The following is a 26,299-nucleotide window of genomic DNA, read 5'->3' as shown; positions in this document are numbered from 1 at the left end:
CCATGGCGCAAATGACAATGATTCAAGCGATCACTGATGCGTTACGCACAGAACTGAAAAATGACGAAAACGTTCTCGTTTTCGGAGAAGACGTTGGTAAAAACGGCGGCGTATTCCGTGCGACTGAAGGATTGCAAAAAGAGTTTGGTGAGGATCGTGTATTCGATACTCCACTTGCTGAATCTGGTATTGGCGGTCTTGCAATTGGCCTTGGACTACAAGAATTCCGCCCAGTAATGGAAATTCAATTCTTCGGATTCGTTTACGAAGTATTAGATTCTGTTTCTGGACAAATGGCTCGTATGCGTTACCGTTCTGGCGGACGCTGGCATTCTCCAGTGACAATCCGTTCTCCATTCGGTGGAGGAGTTCACACACCTGAGCTTCACGCTGACAGCTTAGAAGGTCTTATCGCACAACAGCCTGGTATCAAGGTTGTCATTCCTTCAACACCTTATGATGCAAAAGGACTTTTAATTTCTGCAATTCGTGACAACGATCCTGTAGTGTTCCTTGAGCATATGAAACTTTATCGTTCTTTCCGTCAGGAAGTTCCTGAAGAAGAGTACACAATTGAAATCGGTAAAGCTGACGTGAAACGTGAAGGTACTGACCTTTCAATCATCACTTACGGTGCAATGGTTCACGAATCACTAAAAGCTGCTGAAGAGCTAGAAAAAGAAGGCGTTTCTGCTGAAGTTATCGACCTTCGCACAGTAAGCCCGCTTGATATTGAAACAATCATCGCTTCTGTTGAAAAAACAGGCCGTGCGATCGTTGTTCAAGAAGCACAAAAACAAGCTGGTATTGCTGCAAACGTAGTAGCTGAAATCAATGACAGAGCGATCCTTAGCCTGGAAGCACCAGTACTTCGTGTAGCTGCACCTGATACTGTATTTGCTTTCTCTCAAGCTGAGAGCGTATGGCTTCCAAACCATAAAGATGTACTTGAAACAGCGAAAAAAGTTCTTGAATTTTAATTAAATGACAGAGGGGAAAAGAATTTATTTCTCTTCCCCTTTATCAATTACATGACCGTGTAAACATACACAACAAGGGTTCAACAAAATCTAGGAGGCGAAAAACAGTGGCATTTGAATTTAAACTTCCGGACATCGGAGAAGGTATCCACGAAGGTGAGATCGTTAAGTGGTTTGTTAAACCAAACGACGAAATCAATGAAGATGACGTTTTAGCAGAGGTACAAAATGATAAAGCAGTTGTAGAAATTCCTTCACCTGTTAAAGGAAAAGTATTAGAATTAAAAGTTGAAGAGGGAACAGTTGCAACTGTAGGACAAACAATCATTACGTTTGATGCACCTGGTTACGAAAATCTTCAATTTAAAGGCAGCGAAGAAGAAGGCGAAGCAAAAACTGAAGCTCAAGTACAAGGTACTGCTGAAGCTGGTAACGAGCCAGAGAAGAAAGAAGTAGCACAAGAAGAAGCGGCAGCAGCAACTGGTGCAGGCGCACAAGAGCAAGTAGATGCTGATCCAAACAAACGCGTGATCGCTATGCCATCTGTACGTAAATATGCTCGTGAAAAAGGCGTTGAAATTTACAAAGTTGCAGGTTCTGGTAAAAACGGACGTGTGTTAAAAGAAGATATCGACAGCTTCGTTAATGGTGGTTCTGCAGCTCCAGCAGCACCTCAAGCAGCTGAAAGTGCGAAAGAAGAAGCAGCTCCTAAAGCGGCAGCAGCTCCAGTTCTTGAAGGAGAATTCCCAGAAACTCGCGAGAAAATGAGCGGAATCCGCAAAGCAATCGCGAAAGCAATGGTGAACTCTAAGCATACAGCTCCTCACGTAACATTAATGGATGAAGTTGATGTAACAAACCTTGTTGCACATCGTAAACAATTCAAACAAGTTGCAGCTGATCAAGGAATCAAGTTAACTTACTTGCCTTACGTTGTAAAAGCTCTAACTTCTGCTTTGAAAAAGTACCCAGTACTTAACACTTCTATCGATGATAAAACGGATGAAGTTGTGCAAAAGCATTACTACAACATCGGAATTGCAGCTGATACTGAAAAAGGCTTGCTCGTTCCAGTTGTGAAAAATGCAGATCGCAAAGCAATTTTCGAAGTGTCTAACGAAATCAACGAGCTTGCAACAAAAGCACGTGATGGTAAATTGGCTCCAGCTGAAATGAAAGGTGCATCTTGCACAATCACAAACATCGGTTCTGCTGGTGGACAATGGTTTACTCCAGTCATCAACCACCCAGAAGTAGCGATCCTTGGTATTGGCCGTATCGCTGAAAAAGCGGTTGTTCGTGATGGCGAAATCGTTGCAGCTCCAGTCTTAGCTCTTTCCCTAAGCTTTGACCACCGTATGATTGACGGAGCTACTGCGCAAAATGCCCTTAACCACATCAAGCGTTTATTGAATGATCCACAATTAATTTTAATGGAGGCGTAATGTCATGGTAGTAGGAGATTTCCCAATCGAAACAGATACTCTTGTCATCGGTGCAGGTCCTGGTGGATATGTAGCTGCTATTCGTGCTGCACAGCTTGGACAAAAAGTAACAATCGTTGAAAAAGGAACACTTGGCGGTGTATGTCTAAACGTTGGTTGTATTCCTTCAAAAGCATTAATCAATGCTGGCCATCGTTTCGAAAATGCTAAGCATTCTGAAGACATGGGTATCAAAGCTGAAAACGTAACAGTTGATTTCACAAAAGTTCAAGAGTGGAAAGCTTCTGTTGTAAACAAATTAACAGGTGGAGTTCAAGGTCTTCTTAAAGGAAATAAAGTAGACATCGTTAAAGGTGAAGCTTATTTCGTAGACAGCAACTCTGTACGTGTAATGGATGAAAATTCAGCACAGACTTACACTTTCAAAAATGCAATTCTTGCTACTGGATCTCGTCCAATCGAATTGCCTACTTTTAAATACACAGACCGCGTGATCAACTCAACTGGTGCTTTAGCGCTTAAAGAAGTACCTAAAAAGTTAGTTGTCATCGGTGGTGGATACATCGGTACTGAGCTTGGTACTGCTTATGCAAACTTTGGAACAGAAGTTGTGATCCTTGAAGGTGGAGACGAAATTCTTCCAGGTTTCGAAAAGCAAATGAGCTCATTGGTTAAACGTAACCTGAAGAAAAAAGGAAACGTTGAAATCCATACAAACGCTCTTGCAAAAGGCGTTGAAGAAAAATCTGATGGTGTCACTGTTACATTCGAAGTAAAAGGTGAAGAAAAAACAGTTGATGCTGATTACGTACTTGTGACTGTTGGTCGTCGTCCAAACACTGATGAGCTTGGTCTTGAGCAAGTTGGTGTTGAATTGACTGACCGCGGAGTTGTCAAAACAGACAAACAATGCCGTACAAGCGTATCTAACATCTATGCAATCGGTGACATCGTTGATGGACCACCACTTGCACACAAAGCTTCTTACGAAGGTAAAATTGCAGCTGAAGCAATCGCTGGAGAGCCAGCTGAAATTGATTACCTTGGTATTCCTGCTGTTGTATTCTCTGAGCCAGAACTTGCAACTGTTGGATACACTGAAGCAGAAGCAAAAGCAGAAGGAATCGAAATCGTTGCAGCGAAATTCCCATTCGCAGCGAACGGACGTGCACTTTCTCTTGATGCAACTGATGGCTTCATGAAAATGATCACTCGTAAAGAGGATGGTCTAGTTATCGGTGCACAAATCGCAGGTGTTGGCGCTTCTGATATGATTTCAGAGCTTAGCCTTGCAATCGAAGCTGGAGTGACTGCTGAAGACATCGCTATGACAATTCACGCTCACCCAACATTAGGTGAAATTACAATGGAAACGGCTGAAGTAGCAATCGGAAGCCCAATCCACATCGTAAAATAATGAACCTATGAAACCCTCTCCTTGATGGAGAGGGTTTTTTTGCGCCCTGAACACCATATGAAAAACCCCTCATGAGGTGAGGGGTTTTTTCATATGGTTATATATAAGTGCAAGGAAAATATCATTAGTTTGTATTGACGCGGTCTAAAGCATGGCATAAGGGCGATAAGATCTCCTGTTTACTGCGAACATTTCCTTCCACCTTCACGATGACTTTTTCATCATTGACAAGTAAAATAGCCGGCAGTTCATCAACTTCATTTTTCCAGCCTTTACGATCTTCTTTCACAATCATTTTTGACATTTCCTTAGGGTATTCATTCTTTAAATCGAGGACTGCATCATAATAAGGGCTTTCTTTATCAAGGTTTTCTGCATCAGTAAAAAAGAGAATTCTCGGTTTTTGAATATGACTGACTTGGTCGGTCTGAGTCGGTATGATATACGCAAATGAGCATGAACTAAGTACAAAGAGCATGGGGAATATAATGAGAAGTGTCCTCATAAAATTCAATCTATTCACCTCAAAATCATTTGGGGTTGTCCCAACATTTTTAGGAGCTTGTTCCCTGTTAGTCACTCTAGTGTATCATGTCCCTTTTGACAATTTTCGATTGTTACTCAATTGTTACAGAATTGATATGAAGCAAAATACAATTGAAACGTTCCCTCAATATGATGAGAAAAAAGCACATATTTATAAAAAATGATTAAATGTGTCATACAATTAACCGTTGACAACTTAAATGTGACATCATATTATAGAGATAAGAAATAGATCAAACGCTTTCAAACTATGAAATGAAGAAAAGGGGAATGTACGTGGGTACAATTATTTGTCAAGATTGCAATGAAACCATTGATCAATTTGAAAATGAAAAAGTGACAACGCTATACGGAACGTGCGGTCACTGTCATTGCTGTGATGAAGCCTCTGAATAAATAAAAAAAAGCATGCAGCTCCATTTGGGGCTGCATGTTTCTTTTTTATAAAATTGGTTTTTGTTCCTTAATCACACGGATCATTTCAAGCGTTGAATCTTCAGGTCCTTGGACAGGGAGGCCAATTTCAATATTTTTAAAGATATACGATATATTTTCTTCTGTGATAATTTCACCTGGTATAAAAATTGGAATTCCTGGCGGATATACCATCACAAACTCTGCGGTGATGCGGCCGACTGCTTCCTTAAAAGGAACGACTTCTGTTGTGGCATAAAAAGCGTCACGCGGCGTCATAGCAAGCGATGGGATCTCAGGCAGCAGTACCTCTGTTACCGCTTGTTTGCCGCCGTCACGAGTAGACGCTGCGGCAATTTCCTGCATCGCCGTCACGAGCGTATCAATTGTCTCATCTGAATCGCCAGGGGTTACGATACATAAAATATTATAAAGGTCAGAGAGTTCTACTTCAATTCGATAGCTTTCTCTCAGCCATTTTTCGACATCATGTCCGTTTAACCCAAGGTCTTTAATGGAAATAATTAATTTCGTTGGGTCATAATCGTAAGTAGAAGCTGATCCAAGTATTTCCTTGCCAATGCAGCTAATGCCGTCAATTTGATTCAAGCGGTCTCTCGCTGATTCAGCCAAACGAATGGCTTCGTCTGCAAGTGCCTTTCCTTCAGTGGCTAATCGTTTTCGAGCGACATCAAGTGACGCTAAGAGCAAATAAGAAGTGGATGTTGTCGTCAGCATACTCAAAATCGATTGCACACGGTCTTTTGAAACAAGCCCTTCCTTCATATTTAAAATAGAGCTTTGCGTAAGAGAGCCGCCGAGTTTATGGACACTTGTTGCTGCCATGTCGGCACCTGCCTGCATCGCAGAGAGGGGAAGCTCATCATGAAAATGGATGTGCACACCGTGTGCTTCATCGACAAGGACAGGCACATCAAATGAATGGGCAATGTCTACGATTGATTTTAAGTCTGCTGAAATACCAAAATACGTTGGATTAATGACAAGTAAACCTTTCGCATCTGGATGCTTAGTGAGCGCCTTTTTGGCTGATTCAGGTGTAATACCGTGAGAGATGCCAAGCTCTTTGTCTATTTCTGGGTGAATAAAAACAGGAATGGCGCCAGAAAATACAATCGCGGACATAATTGATTTATGAACGTTACGAGGAACGATAATTTTATCTCCAGGTCCGCATACCGTCATCACCATTGTCATGATGGCGCCGCTTGTTCCTTGAATAGAGAAAAACGTATGATCAGCACCGAAGGCTTCAGCAGCAAGCTCCTGTGCTTCTTTTATCATCCCTCGAGGTGAATGTAAATCATCGAGAGGTTCTATATTAATGAGGTCAATGCTTAATGCATTGTCGCCAATGAATGCTCTAAATTCAGGATCCATTCCGGCTCCTTTTTTATGGCCTGGAATATGAAATTGGACTGGATTGGTTGCTGCGTGTTTTTTTAGTCCAGTGTATAAGGGTGTATCATGTTGTGACAATTGCTTTCCCACCTTCATCGAAATACCTGCTATTATTGTGCCAATTACAGCAGATTTCATTGCATAAAACAAAAGAATTATATTATGAACTGATCGGAATGTAAAGCATAAAATCAATCGGTTTCTGAACAAACAGATGCTATAATAAAAGTTCAAATCAGAAATGAGTATTAAAGTGAGGGACAAGTAAATGGAATATCAATATCCAATGGATGTCGACTGGACAACAGAGGAAAAGATTGCGGTCATTTCATTTTTTCAGGCTGTTGAAAAAGCCTATGAAAAAGGAATTGCGAAGCAGGAGTTATTAGACGCATATAAACGATTTAAAGAGGTTGTGCCATCAAAAGCAGAGGAAAAAACGCATTGTGCGGCGTTTGAAAAGGGAAGCGGGTATTCCCCTTATCATGCAGTAAAAACCGCAAGAGAGGCAGAAGAGACTGCTATTATACGTATGTAAAAAACGAGCCTAAAAGGGCTCGTTTTTTCATACAGATTCTTTTTGTGTAAAACGGTATAGATACGTCAGCGTGCGGAAGGCATTTTCAATTTTTGATAGGAATTCTTCATTATTCATTTGAACGACTTCCTCTCTAGGCAGCTGAATGCCGCAAAGAAGCTCGGCTTTCTTGACTGTTTGAACACGTTCAAACAGCGTTTTCAGCTGTTCTGAATCTAGTTCGCTGTGAAGCATGACATCTGGTTTCATATGATCTTTAGACCAAACAAAATCTTGCGGTATTTTCTGCTGGATGGTGTCTAGTTCTTTTTCAAATAGCTGGCCATACTCACCTTTTACTGGAGATTCATAAATGAGTGCAAACCAGACAAAGACATGTGTTTTCCAAAGCCCGATTTGAAAATGAGGAAGTTTTTTATATCCGCGCTTACTGTTTGCAAAAGCAACCCACGTATCATTTGGTGGGTTGACAGATCTTCTAGCATGCTTTGCGACGTGTACAAACATTTCGTCTCCTGTAATAGAAGAAAGAAGTGGTGCAAAATGTTCGCCAATTGCCTCAAGCTTTGGACGGACTCTTTCTTTTAATACAGTCATTCGTTCATCTAAACCATCAACTGTGAATGTTTCAAAATCTTCATCTCTAAAACGCATTTCACTCATGTTATGCCTCCTGTATCTTTTCGCTGATCATATTTTATCATAGCTTGGGTCAAGCTCAAAAAAAGATGCACCGTCAGATCAAAGTTTATGAAGGTCGTGGTGCAGCGTTTAAAATCATCAATTTTGTGGTACATAACAAATAGGTAAAGACACAATTTTCAGAATGTCGTTGCGGTTATGCGATCGCTTCATACGATATAAGCAAGAACCATTTCTCTTATCGATTGAATTTTTTATCAATGAAAACTGACAAGGAATGAATCATTCTCTGGAAGGGGCGTTGACCAATGAAGCAAATCGTGAAGCAGGGGTATAGGCAGGAGAAGAAGAATCGCATCGCTGTGTGGAGATTAGAGGTTGATTATGAGCTTTCTACGCTTCATGAAGCCATCGAGCATAAAGATGACATCCAAATCGAACGCAGCAAACGAAAGCTTGAGCGCCTAAGAAAAGAATGGGAGCAGCTTCAAGGGTAAAACAAGGTGAGGTAAAAACGAACCAATTCATCGGTTCGTTTTTGTATGAAGCTGCTTTTTTCTTGCTTTTACGTACATAATATCAGTATGCTATTACAAATAGGTCCTACATAGAAAAGAGGTTTACAATCTGATGACAAACTGGGTGGAAATTGACCGTCTTGCAAAGCTCTGGGTAAAAGAAGCAGGGAGCCGTATTAAAGCGTCCATGCAGGAAGGTCTATCAATTGAAACAAAATCAAATCCAAATGATCTTGTCACGAATATCGATAAAGAAACAGAGCGTTTTTTTATTGAAAAAATACAGTCGACATTTTCAGACCATCACATTTTAGGAGAAGAGGGACAAGGGGAAGAGGTGACCTCACTCGATGGAATTGTGTGGATCATTGATCCGATCGATGGCACAATGAACTTTGTCCATCAAAAACGCAACTTTGCCATTTCAATCGGGATATTTGAAAATGGTGTTGGGAAAATCGGTCTTATTTATGACGTCATTCATAACGAGCTCTACCATGCCATCAAAGGAGAAGGAGCTTATATGAACGATACCCTCCTCCCTCGATTAAAAGATGTGGAGATTGAAAAAGCCATTGTGGGGATTAATCCGACATGGGCGATCGAAAGCCCTTATTTTGACGCCAAACCATTTGCCCGTCTTGTGCGTGATGTGAGAGGGACACGAACGATTGGATCCGCTGCCCTTGAGCTTGCTTATATTGCAAGCGGCAGAAGTGACGCATATGTCACGTTAAGGCTTGCGCCATGGGATTATGCAGCGGGCTGCGTACTGCTTGATGAAGTAGGGGCTGTTTACTCAAATATTCACGGAGAACGTCTTACGTTCCTAGATAAAAACAGCATAGTCGCCGGAAATCGATCCATTTGTGAAAAAATCTTGCATGATTACATAAAAGGAAGCGGAAATAAAAAATAAACAGAATCACTTCATGAGAATGAAGTGATTTTTTGTTTTTCCTGAAACTTTTTGGTAAGGCGAATGTCTATACGAATGAGGCCTTAATTTTATGTAAAGGATTGTGTATCAATGTTTGATTTGTTTAGTGATTTATCGCTCCATTTTGAAAGGTATTTTATTTTAAATGAGTATAGTATCCGCATCATTCAATGGTGTGTACTTGGACTATTTGTTCTTTTCATGACACTTCCGCTATGGAAAGAAAAGAAGAGTGGTTATGTATTTTATGCTGGAATCGTATTAAGAGTTGTTCTGCTTGGCGGAATGACAGTTGAAATGATCCACCAAGTCCTAGCTAGACAGTATACGATCGAAACATTTGAAGTGCTGACAGATTTCATGCAATTTCTCATTTATGGGTATGTTTTGCTTGCATCACTGTACTATGTGATTACTCTTCCTTATTTAAAAAATAAAGGCATGTTTTTTGCTTTTGATTTATCTGTATTACTTCTGCCTTTATGTCAAACCGTGTTTATTGTGTTTGCTGAAAGCAAAAAGTTCTTTCTTAGCGGTGATATGGGGCTAGTATGGAGAGATCTGATCACCATTTTGGTTATGGCTGGCTTTGCCGCTTTAGTACTGCATCTTTTCTTTCGCTTGTTTTGGCACTGGAAGTGGAAGGGATTGCTGTTGTTCTATGGCCTAATTTTTGCAGCCCTGCTTTATATTTTTTATCCTTCTATTTCGAAGTATGAACTTCAATCTACATTTAAATCGATTGTCATTTTAGCGGCAGCAGCAGGAAGCTTTATGACGATTTATTTGTTATCTGCTTTACTGCGGGACAAAGTGAGATTAAGGCAGTGGGGCGCTGGTTGTATAGCTGTCTTTTTTCTGCTATTACTCAATCCGATTATCAATATCCCTCATACCATGTTCCAATTCACCAAAACGGAACTGGTAGATACTTTCTCGGAAGAATATCGCCCTTTATCAGCAGCAAGTGCAAAAGCATTCGCTTCAAAGTTTGTACCGGAGAATCAATCGCTGTATTTAAATGCTAGTCATCAGCCTATCCCTTATCATTACGTGTTTGCAGATGATCAGTATGAAGTGAATATTTCTCCGTTTACAGGTGAATTAAGCGAATATTCTTATCGAGGTCGTGTAGAGGGAAAGGAACTGACCGATAAAGAATATAGGCAAAAGACCATTGAATTTTTCGAAAGAAGCGGAAGGTCAATAGATCTCAATCGCATTCAATTGACTGTACAAAAAGAGGATGGAGAGACGAACGTTCTTCTTCTGCCAAAAATGTCTCAGAATGAAGAGGACAGTTTAGCGTCTGCCACCTGGGAAAAAGGGACGCTTCGACAAGCGCAATACGTAAACGCCATCTTTCAATTAAAGGATATTGACGGAATCCATTTAACAGAAACGGAGATAAAAAACTGGATCAACAGTATTTATAAACATTTAAACCTCAAGCCGCCAGCTTATCAAATCACAGGCATTGATGAATTTTATTTTGATTGGCAGCATGAAGTGAGGGTCACAACAAAAGATCAATCGGAGTTTCTATTTAATGGCTCATCAAATGAAGTCATCAGCTTCAAGCTGTCAAAAGCGTTTCTTCAACAGAAAAAAGGGAACGTTAGCGATGAAGATTTGTTAAAGATCATAGGGAAAACACCAAAAGACGTAAGGAAAGAAATAGGCACTAGTGAAAGTAAACAATATACATTTAAACGCTCCTCTCATGTCGTCAATCTGTTTAAAGGGGATGATGGAATTGAGTTGAGAGTGCAAGTTGCTTCTTCTATCCCGCACGCAGTATCTAATCAAGATCGTGAGGACGTCTATCAGCAAGTACTTAAAAGGTATAAACCATATACGATCTATAAAAAGCAAATAAAACCTGTGAGAATGATCGACAAAGAAGGGAACATCGACATTTCATGGCTTGTCATCATACAAACCTTCGGATCAAATGAGCATAAAATCTATGAAGTGAATGGACGAACAAAAGAGGTGCATCGTTTTGACAGATAAAGAAAAACAAGCCATCTTTCAAGACTTATATGAACTGTATCAAGAAGGGGATCTGGGAGGCGAGGCAGCTAGCTGGATGAAGGCACACGAACAGCAATTTCAGCATGCGGTCACGGGTAAAAAGCCGTCTTCAGCGCCGATGGAAGGTCAGAAGGACTATGACGAGTTAAAACGTATGAAAGGGTTTATTTACTCGTTATATTTCTTTTTTATCGTTTTATCGATTTGGATGACTGTGTGGTTTTATTTTTGATGTCCAGACCAGCAGACCAAATTGAAAAAATCTATCAAGAATATTTTCAGGAAATCACCAAATATTTATATCGCCGGACGGGAAATATGGAAACGGCCAAGGACCTTGCACAGGACGTATTTATGAAGGCACTGCATGGGTTGTCCTCCTTTAAGGGACATTCAAGTATAAAAACATGGCTTTATACCATTGCGTATCACACATTTGTGAATGATTATCGCCGAAAAGTAAAATGGACTTTTACGAACGTAGAGGAAATGGATTTCTTAGAGCAGCAGTCGTTCACGACACCAGAAGATCACATTGAAAAACAAGCTGATATAGAAAGGCTGTGGCATCATATTTATCAGCTGAAGGATTCCTACCGGGAGGTCCTCATTTTAAGAGATATTCAAGAATTGTCATATGAAGAAGTAGCTGAAATTTTGAATTGGACTTTATCTAAAGTCAAAACAACCCTTCATCGAGCCAGATTAGAGCTGAAGCGAATGCTACATTGTGAGGAGTTCAATAAATGAGCTGTTATTTGATTGAAGAATTGTTACCACTTTATATAGAGGGGGACACAAGTGCAGAAACAAATGAAATTGTTGCAGAGCACTTACAATCCTGCGAGAGCTGCCAACACCTTTATCACGAAATGAAAGAGCCGATTTCCCTTATACAGACTCCTGATCTCATGCCATATATAGATGAAAAGGAAGAAAGAAGAAAATTTGAAAAGCGCTACTATGGCAAGCTGTTATATCGAGCAAGTATCGCGTTTGGTATAGGATACGCCATGATGATCATTCTTTATTGGCTGAAATAAAAAACCCCCATCTGGATAAACCAGATGGGGGTTTTTCTGAGCTTAGCTTAATTTTTCTTTCGCAATTTGAACTGCATCATAAAACGTTTTTAATTGCTCTTGAGGAATTTTCTTAAGCATTTGGTTGAAAACAAGTAATTCAGTAGAGCTGAATCCAAGACCTTTTGCGATTTTTGAATCAATCACAACGTTTCCTTTTTTGTCTAGAACAAGCGCATCACCAGCAAGATCAGCAATTCTGATCACTGATTTGAAAAGCTTTTCGAATTTAGCCGCTTCTTCTTTTGTAAGACCAAGTTCAACAGCTTTTGCTGCATCAAAAACCAATTTCCCTTTTTCGTTTTTAGTGATGCTTTCACTGAAAACGATTGTAAGAACAGCTGCGCGATCTAAGAATTTCTCAGCAGTCGCCGCTTCTTCTTCAGTTAGTCCGAGCTCAACAGCTTTTTTCACATCAAATGTGTAGTTGTTGTCTTCCTCAACAAATGAATTGATGAGAATGTTGATGACTCGCTCGTTTTTCTCCAATAATTCTTTAATGATTTGCTGCTGTTCAAAAGGAATGCCTTTGAAAGTTGCAGCGCTTGCTTGCCCAGGAGCTACTGTTGTGAAAGTAAGAATGATAGCTAAAGCGAAAAATACAACAGAGCTGAGCGATTTGCTCAAAAACTTCTTCATGCTTCTTTTCTCTCCCTTTTCTGTTAAATTTTGTTGCAAGAACAGCATACCATGAGAAACTTTATGGAAGAATAGGAAAATTGTAACTTTATGTTTGTTTTTGGAGAACTATAAAAGTTCTTGTCGAAAAATGGAGGGGTTCTGATTGCTTATTTTTGTCAATCCTTCAATATACGTTTCGTCTGATGAATGGAGCTTTCATAGGTGAATTGTCTTGTTTTTACTCAAAATAAAAAGCCTTCTACATGTAGAATGTAAAAGACTTTTACCTAATTTTATGATTGCACGTTTAATTTTCTTTTTAATGTAAATCCTGTACCCATGAAAATCATGGCGAATACAATGCTTAGACATATGCCCAGTATGTTTTTTTCTGCAAGAGTTACCCCAATAAACGCCATACTGACAACTGCAAGTAATGCACATAATAATAGAAGCCATTTGATTTGTTTCATATGTCCCCATCCCTTTTTTTAGAGTTAATATAAGTTTACAGAAAAACGATCGGCATTTAAAGGGGATTGTGATATAATATGAAAGTTATCTAATTATTTTAGGAGATGAAAATGTGAAACTTCGAAAAGACCTTCGCAACATCGCAATTATTGCCCACGTTGACCATGGTAAAACGACGCTTGTTGACCAATTGCTCCATCAAGCTGGTACTTTCCGTGCGAATGAAAATATCGCTGAGAGAGCCATGGATTCAAATGATTTAGAGCGAGAGCGCGGTATTACGATTTTAGCTAAAAATACTGCGATAAATTATAAAGATACACGCATTAATATTTTAGATACACCAGGACACGCCGATTTCGGTGGTGAAGTTGAGCGTATCATGAAAATGGTAGATGGTGTACTCCTTGTTGTGGATGCTTATGAAGGCTGTATGCCTCAAACACGCTTTGTGCTGAAAAAAGCACTTGAGCAAAACTTAACACCAATCGTTGTCGTCAATAAAATTGACCGCGACTTTGCTCGTCCGGCTGAAGTAGTCGATGAAGTGATTGACTTGTTCATTGAATTGGATGCAACAGAAGAACAGCTTGAGTTCCCAGTTGTCTATGCATCAGCAATCAATGGTACAGCAAGTAACGATGCGAGCAAGCAAGATGAAAACATGGAATCTTTGTTTGAAGCTATTGTGAACCATATTCCTTGCCCGGTTGATAACCATGAAGAGCCGCTTCAATTCCAAGTGGCGCTACTTGATTACAATGATTATGTTGGCAGAATTGGAATTGGCCGTGTATTCAGAGGAACAATGCAAGTAGGACAGCAGGTAGCCTTGATGAAAGTCGACGGCACTGTGAAACAATTCCGTGTAACAAAGATCTTTGGTTTCCAAGGGTTAAAACGAGTGGAAATCAACGAAGCGAAAGCGGGAGATCTTGTCGCTGTATCTGGAATGGAAGACATCAACGTAGGTGAAACGGTTTGTCCGGTAGAACACCAAGAGGCACTTCCAATCCTTCGTATTGATGAGCCGACACTTCAAATGACGTTTGTTGTAAACAACAGCCCATTTGCAGGCCGTGAAGGAAAATACGTGACATCACGTAAAATCGAAGAGCGTTTAGAGCAGCAGCTTCAAACAGACGTCAGTCTTCGTGTGGATCCAACTGATTCACCTGATGCTTGGGTTGTTTCTGGACGCGGAGAGCTTCACTTATCCATTCTCATTGAGAATATGAGACGTGAAGGATTTGAATTACAAGTATCGAAGCCAGAAGTTATTGTAAAAGAAGTTGATGGTGTTCGATGTGAGCCTGTTGAGCGCGTTCAAATTGATGTACCGGAAGAGCATACTGGCTCTGTTATGGAATCAATGGGTGCAAGAAAAGGTGAAATGATTGACATGATCAACAATGGTAACGGTCAAGTTCGCCTGATCTTTACAGTGCCATCACGTGGTTTAATTGGATATACAACTGAATTTCTTTCATTAACTCGTGGTTTTGGTATTTTGAACCATACGTTTGACAGCTACCAGCCAATGCAGTCTGGTCAAGTCGGCGGACGCCGTCAAGGTGTACTTGTTTCAATGGAAACAGGTAAAGCGACTGCTTACGGAATCCAAGGTGTTGAAGAGCGCGGTGTGATCTTCGTTGAGCCAGGTACTGAAGTATACCAAGGGATGATTGTTGGGGAGCATAACCGTGAGAACGACCTTGTTGTAAACGTAAGCCGTATGAAACAACAAACAAACGTACGTTCAGCGACGAAAGATCAAACGGTTAGCATGAAAAAACCTCGTATTATGTCACTTGAGGAATCTCTTGAGTACTTGAATGAAGACGAATACTGTGAGGTTACACCTGAATCCATTCGTCTTAGAAAGAAAATTTTAGACAAAAACGAACGTGAGAAAGCAGCGAAGAAGAAAAAGCTAGCAGGATTATCTTAATTCCATGAAGAATTAAAAAGATAGAACCCTGAAAGATAAGGGGAGGGAATCTTTTTGAATGATCAGGAAGTAAGTGAAAATCTATCCTTTTTCGCGATGCTGTTTCGTGTCGATGAAAATCCGCAAACAGGGATGTGGCTCCTATATGGCACCATCCTTGTTTTAGCGATTATTGTTTTTAAGCTCGGCTTTGCAAGACGTTTACCGATTTTAAAAGCGCTCGTGATTTATTTGTTTTTGATTTTTGGCTGCACGTTTCTCACATTTCTAGGAATCTTCCTGCCAGTAGCGGAAGGCCTTGTTGTGGCAGCTGCCATTTTGATTATTTATAAAATACGGCTGCATCGTGCGAAAAAAGAAGGAACAGTCAATACGTAAAAAAAGACCTGAACATGTGTCAGGTCTTTTTTTATGTCTTTTGTTCTTTCTTTCCTTTTTTCTTCTTTTTCTCTTTTGTAGCAGGATCCTGATAAAGAGAGAATCTGCCGGTTTTGATGCGAGCTTCTGTCTTTATTTTAATGCGTTCTTGGCAGTCATCGCACATATATGTATGAATTGGCCGGTTTCTTAACCGTTTCGCAACGAGTGTATCATCATCAATGGTTTCAAGCTTTTCACATAATGAGCACTTCACTCTCATCATTTTCACCTCACTTTAATGCATTTATTATAGCATGTTTTCCAGCCACTTAAAATCAGCGTAGAAAAAGGCTTATATCACAGGAGATATAAGCCGTTCTCATTATTTCTTCTGATTCATATGATGGTTTGATTGGTCGTTTTGATTTTTTTCTAACTGTTTTTGATCTTGTTCTTTGAGCTGATTATTCGGATCATTTGTCGGATCCTTTTCGTTACGGTCGATCTCATTTTTCGGCATCTCTGGCATCACGCGGCCGACAATGGCAGCTAGTTCATCCATAATACCGCTTACAGGACGGCCTGCTTGAATTTCTTTGCCCATTTCTTTTAAACGGCTGACTGTATCCGGATCAGCAACCACAACAGCATTTGCACCTTCCGGGTCATTTCTCAGCGCTTTTGCAACTGAATATTTAATGGTTTCTACTTTGCTTCTATCTAAATCATCTTTTACATCAATACCAACAACAGCATAGCGGCCGATGACGATTGCTGTTGCATCATTGACATCTGCTACGTGCTCTGTCACATTGACAAGATGCTGCGCAACATCTGTGGATGGGCGGGCTTGATCTGTCTTTTTCTTCGATGAGTCAGACACCCTTACTAAGTGCTGGCGTCCATCTTGCTTGTCCAGTGCTTCTGGCTTTTCCTGCTGCTGGCAAGCGCCTAACAGAATGATCGTTTGAATCATGAATAATGTTAAAAATAGTCGCATCTAAATTCCCTCCTTCACAAACTGCATGATTTATTTTATTGTTGAATTAACCTTCTAACTTTATTCATGAAAACATATATTTTAACAATCGTTTTGGGAAAGACAAGGATGAATGAAACCCCGATCAGGAGGCGAAGGACCTGAGTAAAATTTATGTATTAGACACAAATGTGTTATTACAGGATCCGAATTCAATCTTTTCATTTGAAGACAACGAGGTCGTCATTCCGGCCGTTGTGTTAGAAGAAGTAGACTCGAAAAAGAGATACATGGACGAGGTTGGGCAAAACGCTCGGCGCGTCTCACGTTTAATCGACGGTTTGAGATCGAAAGGGAAACTGCATGAAAAAATTACGCTAGAGTCAAAAGGAACGCTGCGCATCGAGCTGAATCATCGCTCTTTCCATGAACTTCAAGAAATTTTCATTGAAAAAACGAACGATAATCGGATTTTGGCTGTCGCGAAAAATTTGAGCTTAGAGGAAGAAACAAAGCCTCACGGCCGGCCAGTTATTTTGGTCAGTAAAGATGTTTTAGTCCGGGTAAAGGCAGATGCTATAGGCCTCCAAGCTGAAGACTTCTTAAGTGACCGTGTGCTGCAAAACGAAGACATTGATAACGGCTATCATGAGCTCTATATTCCGACGGAGCAATTGAATACATTTTATAAACAAAGCCAATTGCCGATAAAAGAAGTCACGAGTGTACCATTAAACCCTCATCAGTTTGTCATTATGAAGGGGAATGAAGGCGGCTCTGCTTTAGGAATGCTTGATCAAAAAGCAGAGAATGTGAAACGGCTCATTTATGATCAAGAGCATGTTTGGGGAATTCGTCCGAAAAATGTTCAGCAGACGATGGCACTAGAACTGCTATTGCGCCGTGATATTCCCCTCGTGACATTGATCGGAAAAGCGGGAACTGGTAAAACACTCCTTGCACTGGCTGCCGGATTAATGCAGACAGAGGATCTCGGCATGTTTAAAAAACTGATCGTCGCCCGTTCAATTGTTCCTGTCGGCAAGGACTTAGGCTACTTGCCAGGTGAAAAGGAAGAGAAACTCAGACCATGGATGCAGCCGATCTATGACAATCTAGAATTTTTATTTAATACAAAAAAACCTGGTGAACTTGATGCGATTTTGGCGGGAATTGGTTCGATTCAAGTGGAAGCTTTAACGTATATACGCGGAAGAAGTATCCCTGATCAATTTATTATCATTGATGAGGCGCAGAATTTAACGAAACACGAGGTGAAAACATTATTAACGCGAGTCGGAGAGGGAAGTAAAATTGTGCTGATGGGTGACCCAGAGCAGATCGATCATCCTTATTTAGACAGCTTAAATAATGGGCTTACGTATGTCATTGAGCGGTTCAAAGGACAGCAAATATCTGGACATGTCAAGCTTGTCAAAGGAGAACGGTCTGGACTTGCACAGCTTGCAGCTGATTTGCTGTAGTCCAGACCCTCTGTCTTATGTAATGATGAGCTCTTTGACACCTTTTATCGGCTGAGTGAGGTTGGACTGATCCGCGAAATAAACGTGGATTGGTCCTTCTTCAGTCATCGGCTTCCCATTTTGGCTGAAGTGTGCAATGCTTTCCATTGCCTGAGAAAGCGGAACAGCAATTGTCCCTGTTTCTGTGACAAATTCGCATGTATCTGCATGTTCAAGTGGTTCTGCATTTTTCAGCATATCACCTAGCTTCATTCCGAAGCTGCCTGTGACGAGTCTTTCCTTTTCGTACTTCTTCTCTGTTTTTAAAGTGGGTGGAAGTGTTTGTCCTTCTCTGATCACCCGCTCTTGGTCAAGCTCCTGATCCAGCTGACTTTCTTCATTTGCTGCGCTTTTTTCAAAAAATGAATCCATTAAAAATTTGCGGTCATCAAAAATCCATACACTTGGATCAATGGTGATCTTGTACTTTACGTTCCCCTTAATTTGAATGATGCTCATGTTCAAGACAACCCCTTTCCACCATAAATTATAGAAGTTTTCGCCTGCTTTGTCACTTTCATAAACATGCATCTCCTTGTACACACTAATCTTACATGAAAGATAGGGAGGATATTGGGCATGGCATGTCGCGACAATGAAGAGCTTCAGCGATTTGTAGAAGAAGCAAAAAAAGTGGCCAAAGATGGCAAAGTAGCATCCTATATTCCCGCTCTCGCCAAAGCGGATCAGACGGATTTATCTGTGGCTGTGTATCATGTGAGTAATACTTGCCACTCGGCAGGAGATGTAGATAAACGCTTTACTCTGCAAAGTATTTCAAAAGTATTAGCCCTTGCGCTCGTACTCTCAGAAGAAGGGCCAAAAAAAGTTTTTCAATTTGTTGGACAAGAGCCTACAGGTGACCCGTTTAATTCAATGATTAAGCTGGAAACAGCAAGTCCGAATAAGCCGCTGAATCCAATGATTAATGCAGGAGCGCTTGCAGTCACAAGCTTAATAAGAGGCGCGACGCCGCAAGATCAGCTAAACCGCCTGCTTGGCTTTATTAGAGAGCTTGCAAATGATAAAAGCATTACATATTGCAAAGAAACAGCCGCATCCGAATTTGAGACATCAATGATTAATCGGGCTATGTGCTATTATATGAAGCAATATCATATTATTAGAGGGAACGTAGAAGAGGTTATGGACGTGTATACGAAACAATGTGCCATCATGATGAACAGCTTAGATTTGGCGAAAATTGCTTGTGTTTTTTCATTAGATGGCAGACATCCAGAGACGGGGCAGCAAATTCTTTCAAAAGATGTCGCTAGAATTTGTAAAACCTTTATGGTGACGTGCGGCATGTACAATGCAAGCGGGGAATTCGCCATTAATATCGGCATACCCGCTAAAAGCGGTGTTTCAGGCGGGATTATGGGAGCGGCTCCATATGATTTTGGGATCGGAATTTTTGGTCCTGCACTGGATGAAAAAGGGAATAGCATTGCTGGCATTAAGCTGCTTGAGCTCATGAGTGAAAAATATGAGATGAGTATCTTTTAATGATGAATGTCTTCTTTTTATTTTTACAAAGCGAACTGTACAAATCTGCTTGCAATTTTGGGCGTTTCGCTTTATGATAAATAGAAGAATTAGGTACTCGCCTGGGGAACGGAGGGATACTTTTGGCGTCAGAAATTTTAGTCGATCATCGGCAAAAAGCACTGGCTTTATTAAAATTGGATGCAGATAAAATTTTAAAATTGATCCAAGTGCAAATGGACAACTTAACGATGCCGCAATGTCCTCTTTATGAAGAGGTTTTAGATACTCAAATGTTCGGATTATCGAGAGAAATTGATTTCGCTGTCCGGCTTGGATTAGTTGATCAACATGAAGGTAAGAAACTACTCGATAAACTTGAGAGAGAGCTTTCCGCACTTCATGATGCGTTCACAAAAAAATAACGATTGAAAACTCAAACTTCCACAACTAAGTTTGAGTTTTTTTGTCCTCTATTTTCTTTTGATGGATTAACGGCAAACGGACTTGATTCTTTCATGAATGACGAACAATATAAAAGAGGTAAAACGGGATCAAACGGAGAAAATGTAGTAGAATAAGAACAGCTAAGAAGATATCAAGCAGTAGAAACAGACGTTAGGAAGAGGATTATATGTTAAAGAGAATGCTAAAATCGTATGACTACTCATTATTGTTCGCCATTATCTTAATCAGCGCATTCGGTTTGGTTATGGTGTATAGCTCAAGTATGATTACATCTGTTATCAGATACGATGCCGCGCCAGATAATTTCTTTAAGAAACAGCTTTTATTTATGATTGTTGGAGCCGTCATTTTGATCTTTGCAGCACTAGTTCCATATCAGGTGTTTTCAAATAAGAAATTCCAGATTGGCATGCTGGTGCTTGCAGTTTTTTCCCTGATCTATGTGTACTTTTTCGGTCATATTGCAGGGAATGCAAGAAGCTGGATCAAATTAGGCCCGCTTCGTCTTCAGCCAGCCGAATTTGTGAAAATTGTTGTCATTATTTATCTTGCTGCGGTGTATGCAAAAAAGCAGCATTATATTGATCATATTTTAAGAGGTGTCACACCTCCAATCGTGATTGTCTCTATCCTGTGCGGATTTATCATGTTGCAGCCAGACTATGGGACAGCCTTCATTATTGGCATGATTGCCCTTGCGATGATTTTATGCTCAGGTTTCAGCGGCAAAACGCTTGCGAAGTTGCTGGCGCTATTTAGTGTAGTGATGGTTGTTCTGACCCCGTTTATTATTCTTTTTTGGGATAAAATTTTCACGCAAAATCGTCTCGGACGTTTTGAGAGTTTCCAAGATCCATTTAAAGATGCAGGGGCTACTGGACATCAATTAATCAATTCATATTATGCGATTGGATCAGGTGGCTTTTTTGGACTCGGTCTAGGAGAAAGCGTTCAAAAGTACGGGTATCTGCCAGAACCGCACACAGACTTTATCATGGCAATTATCTCGGAAGAGCTTGGTTTTTTCGGCGTGTTTTTCGTTATCGCTCTTCTTGGTTTCATCGTCGTGAAAGGTTTTTATATTGCGAGAAAGTGTGAAGATCCGTTTGGAAGTTTGCTTGCAATAGGAATTTCCTCCATGATTGCGATCCAAACTTGTATCAATTTAGGCGGTGTTTCAGGTCTTATTCCGATCACTGGGGTGACACTTCCGTTTATCAGCTACGGAGGATCGTCCATCATTTTACTTAGCATCTGTATGGGCATGCTGCTGAATATCAGCATGTTTACTGAATATAAAGAGCGTTATAAAAAGAAAAAATCAATGAGCAAACCATCGGTTGAAAAAAATGGATTGCAGAAAACTTTGAATCTTTAGAAAACAAAAGTGTACAGTTTTCATTTCTTCCTTTATTATAGAGTACATATAAAATTTTAAGGGATATGGAGGAGTGAGAATGTCACAGAGAACAATTCAAAAGGTTCTAGTTGCAAACAGAGGGGAAATCGCTATCAGAGTCTTCAGGGCCTGTACGGAGCTCAACTTACGTACAGTGGCCATTTATTCCAAAGAAGACTCTGGCTCTTATCATCGCTATAAAGCAGATGAAGCATATCTAGTTGGAGAAGGAAAGAAACCAATTGATGCCTACCTTGATATCGAGGGGATCATTGAAATTGCAAAACGAAATGACGTGGATGCGATTCATCCAGGCTACGGATTTTTATCCGAAAACATTCATTTTGCAAGACGATGCGAAGAGGAAGGCATTCAATTTATCGGTCCAACTTCTCAGCATTTAGATATGTTTGGAGATAAAGTAAAAGCGAGAGAAGAAGCGAAAAAAGCTGGTATTCCAGTCATTCCAGGAAGTGACGGACCAGTTGATTCGGTCGAAGAAGTCGAAAAATTCGGTGAAGAATACGGTTACCCGTTTATTATTAAAGCTTCACTAGGCGGCGGCGGCCGTGGTATGCGGATTGTCAGATCAAAAGAAGAGCTGAAGGAAGCCTATGACCGTGCGAAGTCAGAGGCAAAAGCTGCTTTTGGAAATGACGAAGTATACGTTGAAAAGCTGATTGAGAATCCAAAACATATTGAAGTGCAGGTGATTGGTGACAATCACGGCAATATCATTCATTTATATGAGCGTGACTGCTCTGTTCAAAGGCGGCATCAAAAGGTCATTGAAGTGGCGCCAAGTGTATCTCTAACAAATCAATTGCGTGAAGATATTTGCGAAGCAGCTGTTCAGCTGGCCCAGAATGTATCGTACATTAATGCTGGGACTGTAGAATTCCTTGTTGCAAATGGAGAGTTTTACTTTATTGAAGTTAATCCAAGGGTGCAGGTAGAACACACGATCACAGAAATGATCACAGGTGTCGATATCGTCCAAACCCAAATTCTTGTTGCAAAGGGGCATAACCTTCACAGCAAAGAAGTTGGTATTCCAAAGCAGGAAGATATCTTTACACACGGCTTTGCCATTCAATCAAGGGTCACAACAGAAGATCCGCTCAATGACTTTATGCCAGACACAGGAAAAATTATGGCCTACCGTTCAGGTGGGGGATTTGGTGTACGTCTTGATACAGGGAACAGTTTCCAAGGTGCGGTCATTACACCTTATTACGATTCACTATTGGTCAAGCTGTCCACATGGGCGCTCACATTTGATCAAGCGGCTGCTAAAATGGTCCGAAATTTACAAGAATTCAGGATTCGCGGGATTAAAACAAACATCCCATTTCTTGAAAACGTAGCTAAGCATGAGAAATTCTTAAAAGGAGAATACGATACATCGTTTATCGACTCGACGCCAGAGCTATTTAATTTCCCTAAGCAAAAAGACCGCGGAACGAAAATGTTAACTTATATTGGTAACGTTACCATTAATGGGTTCCCTGGTATTGCGGAGAAAAAGAAGCCTCATTTTGACAAGCCAGACGTACCGAAGCTTCCTCTCAATCAAGAGATCCCGTCTGGGACAAAACAATTGTTAGATACGCATGGACCTGAAGGACTTGCCAACTGGGTGAAAGAACAAAATAACGTCCTTTTAACTGATACAACCTTTAGAGATGCGCATCAGTCTCTGCTTGCGACACGCTTCAGAACTCATGATTTAAAGAAAGTTGCCCAGCCAACAGCAGGTTTATGGCCAGAGCTGTTTAGTATGGAAATGTGGGGCGGGGCTACATTTGATGTCGCGTACCGTTTCTTAAAAGAAGATCCGTGGGAACGATTGAAAGAGCTTCGTCAAGAAGTGCCAAACACACTGTTCCAAATGCTATTAAGATCATCAAACGCTGTCGGATATACAAACTATCCGGATAATGTGATCAAAGCATTTGTAAAAGAATCTGCCGAGGCAGGCATTGACGTGTTCCGTATTTTCGATAGCTTAAACTGGGTCAAAGGCATGACGCTTGCCATTGATTCTGTTCGGGAATCAGGCAAAGTGGCAGAGGCGGCTATTTGTTATACGGGGGATATCCTTGATCCATCTCGTCCAAAATATGATCTTGGGTACTATGTATCTCTTGCGAAGGAGCTTGAATCTGCCGGCGCACATATTTTAGGTATTAAAGATATGGCGGGATTATTAAAACCGCAGGCAGCCTATGAGCTAGTCTCTGCTTTAAAAGATGAGCTTACAATCCCTATCCATCTTCATACGCATGACACGAGTGGAAATGGACTGTTCACCTATGCAAGAGCGATTGATGCGGGTGTTGATATTGTAGATGTTGCCGTCAGCTCTATGGCAGGACTCACATCGCAGCCAAGTGCAAGCTCACTTTATTATGCTTTAGAAGGACATGAAAGAAAGCCAGACATGAATGTTCAATCTGTCGAACGCCTTTCTCAATACTGGGATTCCGTCAGAAAATACTATCATGAATTCGAAAGCGGCATGAATTCGCCTCATACAGAAATTTATGAGCATGAAATGCCTGGCGGTCAATATAGTAACTTGCAGCAGCAGGCGAAAGGTGTCGGTCTTGGCGAACGCTGGAATGAAGTAAAGGAAATGTACAGACGTGTGAATGACATGTTTGGTGATATTGTAAAGGTAACACCATCCTCTAAAGTAGTTGGAGATATGGCACTTTATATGGTGCAAAATGATCTAACAGAAGAAGATGTCTATGAAAAAGGAGCAACATTAGACTTCCCGGATTCTGTTGTTGAATTATTTAAAGGCTATTTAGGCCAGCCGCATGGCGGATTCCCAGAAAAACTGCAAAAGCTGATTTTAAAAGGGGAAGAGCCTCTTACTGTTAGACCTGGTGAGAAGCTGAAGCCAGTGGACTTTGAAGACATTAAGAAGCAGTTCAAAGAATCTCATGATCTGACGTTAACAGAGCAAGACGCAATTGCGTATGCCCTATATCCAAAAGTCTTTTCTGAATTTGTCCAAACAGCAGAAAGCTATGGTGACATCTCTGTTCTTGATACACCAACGTTCTTCTACGGGATGAGACTTGGAGAAGAGATTGAGGTAGAAATCGAAAAAGGAAAAACCCTTATTGTCAAACTCGTATCAATTGGCGAACCGAATCCAGATGCCACAAGAGTTCTTTACTTTGAGTTAAATGGCCAGCCGCGTGAAGTGGTGATTAAGGATGAAAGCATCAAATCCTCCGTTCAAGAAAAAATGAAGGCGGACCGCTCGAATCCAAATCACATCGCCGCGTCGATGCCAGGCACTGTCATTAAAGTACTCGTGGAAAAAGGACAAAAAATTTCACAAGGCGAGCATTTGATGATCAACGAAGCCATGAAAATGGAAACGACTGTACAAGCCCCATTTTCTGCGGTCGTAGATGAAATACATGTGACAAATGGAGAACCGATTCAAACCGGTGATCTGCTCATTGTATTAAAGCCTGAATAAGAAGTGAGACACATCCACCGTGATGTGTCTTTTTTTTGAGCGCATTAAAATGTGCAGCAGCAAGTGAGAGTGATTACACTATAGAGTGAGGTGAAGAAGGTTGGACAAAACTGTTATGATATGGTTTCGCCGGGATATGCGATTAGATGATCATATCGCCTTATCAAAAGCGATCACATATGCAAAAAAACACGAGTACAAATTATTTGCTCTTTATCATCTAGATCCATTCTTTACTGAAATGGACCTCGATTTAAACAACGAACATTTTTTCCAAAACGTGGCGCATTTCGTCAAGGAAGCAAGAGAATCTCAAATGTATGTTCACCTTCTCTATGGAGATGTCTTGCGTGCCTTTCAGCAAGTTATCGATCTGTATGACATCAAAGCTGTTTTTTTTAATGAAGATCAAGTGGGAATCGGACAAAGGCGTGACCATCACGTAACCGATTTTTTAGAAAAGAAGGGCATTCATGTGTCAAAATGGCAAGATACACACCTTCACGGGGCGCAAGATATTTTAAAAGCGGATGGCACTCATTATCAAGTGTTTACTCCATACTATCAATCATGGCGAAAGCAAGAGAAGCAGCCTGTGATAAAAGTTGACAAATCATTTCTCAGCAGCGCTCATACGATTTGTGATGAGTCACTTTCGCATGAAGGGAATGACAAACTACGCAGCATGATCATGAGATGCTCAAGGAAATTTGATCAAATCGGCTCACACAAAGCGATGAACACGCTGCATGACTTTATCCAAAAAAGATTAACACGTTACCATGAAAAACGAGATATTCCATCTGTTTTTGGAACGAGCAAGCTGTCACGTTTCTTGAAAACAGGGACAATCTCAATCCGAACGATCTTTCATGCGGTTCATGAGGAAGCGCTGTTTGAAGACGAGGGCAGAGAAACCTTTATCAAAGAGCTGGCGTGGCGAGATTTTTACCATATGATTTATGCTCATTATCCAGAGATGAAAGAAAAAGAAATTAATTCGGCGTTTCAAGGGATGAAATGGAATGAAGATGAGACGCTGTTTAACGCATGGTGTAAAGGTGAAACAGGCTTTCCCCTCGTCGATGCAGGGATGCGGCAGTTAAATGAGGAAGGCTGGATGCATAACCGTTTAAGAATGGTCACCGCCTCATTTTTAACAAAGGACTATTTGATTGATTGGAGAAAGGGAGAAGCGTATTTTGCAAAAAAGCTTGTGGATTATGATGAGGCTTCGAATATCGGAGGATTTCAGTGGGCAGCTTCTGTTGGGACAGATGCCGTTCCATACTTCCGTATTTTTAACCCAACGACTCAGTCAAAGCGATTTGATCCGAGCGGGGAATATATTAGAAGATATGTACCAGAGCTTAAGCATGTCGATGAAAAATGGATTCATGAACCAAGTAAAATGCCGATCGATGAACAACTGAAATCGAGCTGTGTACTAGGGGATACATACCCGCTGCCAACAGTTGATCACGGGGAAAGACGCAAAAAAGCCATCTCGCTATTCGAAGAAGCAAAACAACAATAAAAAAATCCCCCTT

Annotated in this window: 27 protein-coding genes; 19 read left to right on the top strand and 8 right to left on the bottom strand. The window is 40.7% G+C overall.

Translation table 11 applies throughout. The features are described from left to right. Positions 1-2 precede the first annotated feature (2 nt). The 3 genes from pdhB to lpdA all read left to right on the top strand — a co-directional run bounded on the left by pdhB (position 3) and on the right by lpdA (position 3,842). Entirely contained in the window at positions 3-980 is a 978-nt protein-coding gene (gene pdhB / locus AC3WTB_RS02360) for a pyruvate dehydrogenase complex E1 component subunit beta (RefSeq protein ID WP_039178226.1), read from the top strand. Between the two features lie 107 nt (positions 981-1,087). Next, a complete protein-coding gene (locus tag AC3WTB_RS02355) occupies positions 1,088-2,425 on the top strand; it encodes a dihydrolipoamide acetyltransferase family protein (RefSeq protein WP_492333256.1) in 1,338 nt (445 codons plus the stop codon). A 4-nt stretch (positions 2,426-2,429) separates the two neighbouring features. Further along, positions 2,430-3,842 carry a dihydrolipoyl dehydrogenase gene (gene lpdA / locus AC3WTB_RS02350; protein WP_039178233.1) on the top strand — a complete coding sequence of 471 codons (1,413 nt, stop codon included), beginning with the start codon at positions 2,430-2,432 and terminating at the stop codon, positions 3,840-3,842. 124 nt (positions 3,843-3,966) lie between these two features. Here the strand turns inward: lpdA and AC3WTB_RS02345 are convergent, their stop codons facing one another. Further along, entirely contained in the window at positions 3,967-4,347 is a 381-nt protein-coding gene (locus tag AC3WTB_RS02345; RefSeq protein WP_224929246.1) for a hypothetical protein, read from the bottom strand. Positions 4,348-4,664: 317 nt separating this feature from the next. On the opposite strand from AC3WTB_RS02345, the gene AC3WTB_RS02340 reads away from it, so the two are divergent. After that, a complete protein-coding gene (locus AC3WTB_RS02340; protein WP_003212464.1) occupies positions 4,665-4,784 on the top strand; it encodes a GapA-binding peptide SR1P in 120 nt (39 codons plus the stop codon). A gap of 45 nt (positions 4,785-4,829) precedes the next feature. Here AC3WTB_RS02340 and AC3WTB_RS02335 read toward each other — a convergent pair whose 3' ends face one another. Further along, on the bottom strand, positions 4,830-6,302 hold the full coding sequence (locus AC3WTB_RS02335; RefSeq protein ID WP_144495004.1) for an aminotransferase class I/II-fold pyridoxal phosphate-dependent enzyme: 1,473 nt from the start codon (positions 6,300-6,302) through the stop codon (positions 4,830-4,832). Between the two features lie 190 nt (positions 6,303-6,492). Between AC3WTB_RS02335 and AC3WTB_RS02330 the strand changes: the two genes are divergently transcribed. After that, positions 6,493-6,762, top strand: a complete 270-nt coding sequence (locus AC3WTB_RS02330; protein WP_039178240.1) for a UPF0223 family protein — start codon at positions 6,493-6,495, stop codon at positions 6,760-6,762. Between the two features lie 27 nt (positions 6,763-6,789). Here the strand turns inward: AC3WTB_RS02330 and AC3WTB_RS02325 are convergent, their stop codons facing one another. Then, positions 6,790-7,425, bottom strand: coding sequence for a DUF1054 domain-containing protein (locus AC3WTB_RS02325; RefSeq protein ID WP_492333255.1), 636 nt, complete (start codon positions 7,423-7,425; stop codon positions 6,790-6,792). Between the two features lie 287 nt (positions 7,426-7,712). Between AC3WTB_RS02325 and AC3WTB_RS02320 the strand changes: the two genes are divergently transcribed. The 6 genes from AC3WTB_RS02320 to AC3WTB_RS02295 all read left to right on the top strand — a co-directional run bounded on the left by AC3WTB_RS02320 (position 7,713) and on the right by AC3WTB_RS02295 (position 11,942). Continuing rightward, the gene (locus tag AC3WTB_RS02320) at positions 7,713-7,901 is read left to right on the top strand and encodes a YkzI domain-containing protein (RefSeq protein WP_039178243.1); all 189 of its coding nucleotides are present in this window, start codon (positions 7,713-7,715) and stop codon (positions 7,899-7,901) included. A gap of 133 nt (positions 7,902-8,034) precedes the next feature. Further along, positions 8,035-8,841 carry an inositol monophosphatase family protein gene (locus AC3WTB_RS02315; RefSeq protein WP_099663224.1) on the top strand — a complete coding sequence of 269 codons (807 nt, stop codon included), beginning with the start codon at positions 8,035-8,037 and terminating at the stop codon, positions 8,839-8,841. 111 nt (positions 8,842-8,952) lie between these two features. Then, positions 8,953-10,878: a hypothetical protein gene (locus tag AC3WTB_RS02310; RefSeq protein WP_492333254.1), complete on the top strand. Its 1,926-nt coding sequence runs from the start codon at positions 8,953-8,955 to the stop codon at positions 10,876-10,878. After that, on the top strand, positions 10,868-11,131 hold the full coding sequence (locus AC3WTB_RS02305; protein ID WP_492333253.1) for a hypothetical protein: 264 nt from the start codon (positions 10,868-10,870) through the stop codon (positions 11,129-11,131). Before AC3WTB_RS02310 ends, AC3WTB_RS02305 begins: the two co-directional genes overlap by 11 nt. Further along, entirely contained in the window at positions 11,131-11,649 is a 519-nt protein-coding gene (locus tag AC3WTB_RS02300) for a sigma-70 family RNA polymerase sigma factor (protein WP_335373736.1), read from the top strand. The genes AC3WTB_RS02305 and AC3WTB_RS02300 overlap by 1 nt, the downstream gene beginning before the upstream one ends. Next, the gene (locus tag AC3WTB_RS02295; protein WP_339209428.1) at positions 11,646-11,942 is read left to right on the top strand and encodes an anti-sigma factor family protein; all 297 of its coding nucleotides are present in this window, start codon (positions 11,646-11,648) and stop codon (positions 11,940-11,942) included. Before AC3WTB_RS02300 ends, AC3WTB_RS02295 begins: the two co-directional genes overlap by 4 nt. 42 nt (positions 11,943-11,984) lie before the next feature. Here AC3WTB_RS02295 and AC3WTB_RS02290 read toward each other — a convergent pair whose 3' ends face one another. Both AC3WTB_RS02290 and AC3WTB_RS02285 read right to left on the bottom strand, forming a co-directional pair. Beyond that, a complete protein-coding gene (locus AC3WTB_RS02290) occupies positions 11,985-12,620 on the bottom strand; it encodes a hypothetical protein (RefSeq protein ID WP_024424766.1) in 636 nt (211 codons plus the stop codon). A gap of 275 nt (positions 12,621-12,895) precedes the next feature. Then, on the bottom strand, positions 12,896-13,075 hold the full coding sequence (locus AC3WTB_RS02285) for a DUF5325 family protein (protein WP_024426900.1): 180 nt from the start codon (positions 13,073-13,075) through the stop codon (positions 12,896-12,898). A gap of 113 nt (positions 13,076-13,188) precedes the next feature. Here AC3WTB_RS02285 and typA point away from each other — a divergent pair, with 113 nt between their 5' ends. Continuing rightward, positions 13,189-15,027 carry a translational GTPase TypA gene (typA, locus tag AC3WTB_RS02280; protein WP_024424768.1) on the top strand — a complete coding sequence of 613 codons (1,839 nt, stop codon included), beginning with the start codon at positions 13,189-13,191 and terminating at the stop codon, positions 15,025-15,027. Positions 15,028-15,123: 96 nt separating this feature from the next. Next, complete coding sequence (locus AC3WTB_RS02275) at positions 15,124-15,405, top strand: YlaH-like family protein (protein ID WP_044334035.1); 282 nt, start codon at positions 15,124-15,126, stop codon at positions 15,403-15,405. 31 nt (positions 15,406-15,436) lie between these two features. On the opposite strand, the gene AC3WTB_RS02270 is transcribed toward AC3WTB_RS02275, so the two are convergent. Together AC3WTB_RS02270 and AC3WTB_RS02265 are read right to left on the bottom strand one after the other, a co-directional pair. After that, positions 15,437-15,667 (bottom strand): YlaI family protein, encoded by a 231-nt coding sequence (locus AC3WTB_RS02270; protein WP_024424769.1) that lies wholly within the window; start codon positions 15,665-15,667, stop codon positions 15,437-15,439. 102 nt (positions 15,668-15,769) lie between these two features. Then, positions 15,770-16,387 (bottom strand): YhcN/YlaJ family sporulation lipoprotein, encoded by a 618-nt coding sequence (locus tag AC3WTB_RS02265; RefSeq protein ID WP_039178268.1) that lies wholly within the window; start codon positions 16,385-16,387, stop codon positions 15,770-15,772. 140 nt (positions 16,388-16,527) lie between these two features. Between AC3WTB_RS02265 and AC3WTB_RS02260 the strand changes: the two genes are divergently transcribed. After that, complete coding sequence (locus tag AC3WTB_RS02260) at positions 16,528-17,850, top strand: PhoH family protein (protein WP_039178271.1); 1,323 nt, start codon at positions 16,528-16,530, stop codon at positions 17,848-17,850. Between the two features lie 15 nt (positions 17,851-17,865). Here the strand turns inward: AC3WTB_RS02260 and AC3WTB_RS02255 are convergent, their stop codons facing one another. Next, complete coding sequence (locus AC3WTB_RS02255; RefSeq protein WP_144494999.1) at positions 17,866-18,348, bottom strand: peptidyl-prolyl cis-trans isomerase; 483 nt, start codon at positions 18,346-18,348, stop codon at positions 17,866-17,868. 120 nt (positions 18,349-18,468) lie between these two features. Between AC3WTB_RS02255 and glsA the strand changes: the two genes are divergently transcribed. From glsA to AC3WTB_RS02230, 5 genes are all read left to right on the top strand, one after another. Continuing rightward, complete coding sequence (gene glsA, locus AC3WTB_RS02250; RefSeq protein WP_034281651.1) at positions 18,469-19,398, top strand: glutaminase A; 930 nt, start codon at positions 18,469-18,471, stop codon at positions 19,396-19,398. 122 nt (positions 19,399-19,520) lie between these two features. Then, positions 19,521-19,802: an Fpa/YlaN family protein gene (locus tag AC3WTB_RS02245; RefSeq protein ID WP_003212509.1), complete on the top strand. Its 282-nt coding sequence runs from the start codon at positions 19,521-19,523 to the stop codon at positions 19,800-19,802. A gap of 209 nt (positions 19,803-20,011) precedes the next feature. Next, positions 20,012-21,223 carry a putative lipid II flippase FtsW gene (gene ftsW, locus AC3WTB_RS02240; RefSeq protein ID WP_492333252.1) on the top strand — a complete coding sequence of 404 codons (1,212 nt, stop codon included), beginning with the start codon at positions 20,012-20,014 and terminating at the stop codon, positions 21,221-21,223. A gap of 79 nt (positions 21,224-21,302) precedes the next feature. Further along, positions 21,303-24,749 carry a pyruvate carboxylase gene (pyc, locus tag AC3WTB_RS02235; RefSeq protein ID WP_492333251.1) on the top strand — a complete coding sequence of 1,149 codons (3,447 nt, stop codon included), beginning with the start codon at positions 21,303-21,305 and terminating at the stop codon, positions 24,747-24,749. Positions 24,750-24,864: 115 nt separating this feature from the next. Beyond that, positions 24,865-26,286: a cryptochrome/photolyase family protein gene (locus AC3WTB_RS02230; RefSeq protein WP_492333434.1), complete on the top strand. Its 1,422-nt coding sequence runs from the start codon at positions 24,865-24,867 to the stop codon at positions 26,284-26,286. Positions 26,287-26,299 lie beyond the last annotated feature (13 nt).

The organism is Bacillus sp. EB106-04-04-XG123 (assembly GCF_058791855.1).
This window is presented reverse-complemented; position numbering and strand designations above follow the sequence as displayed.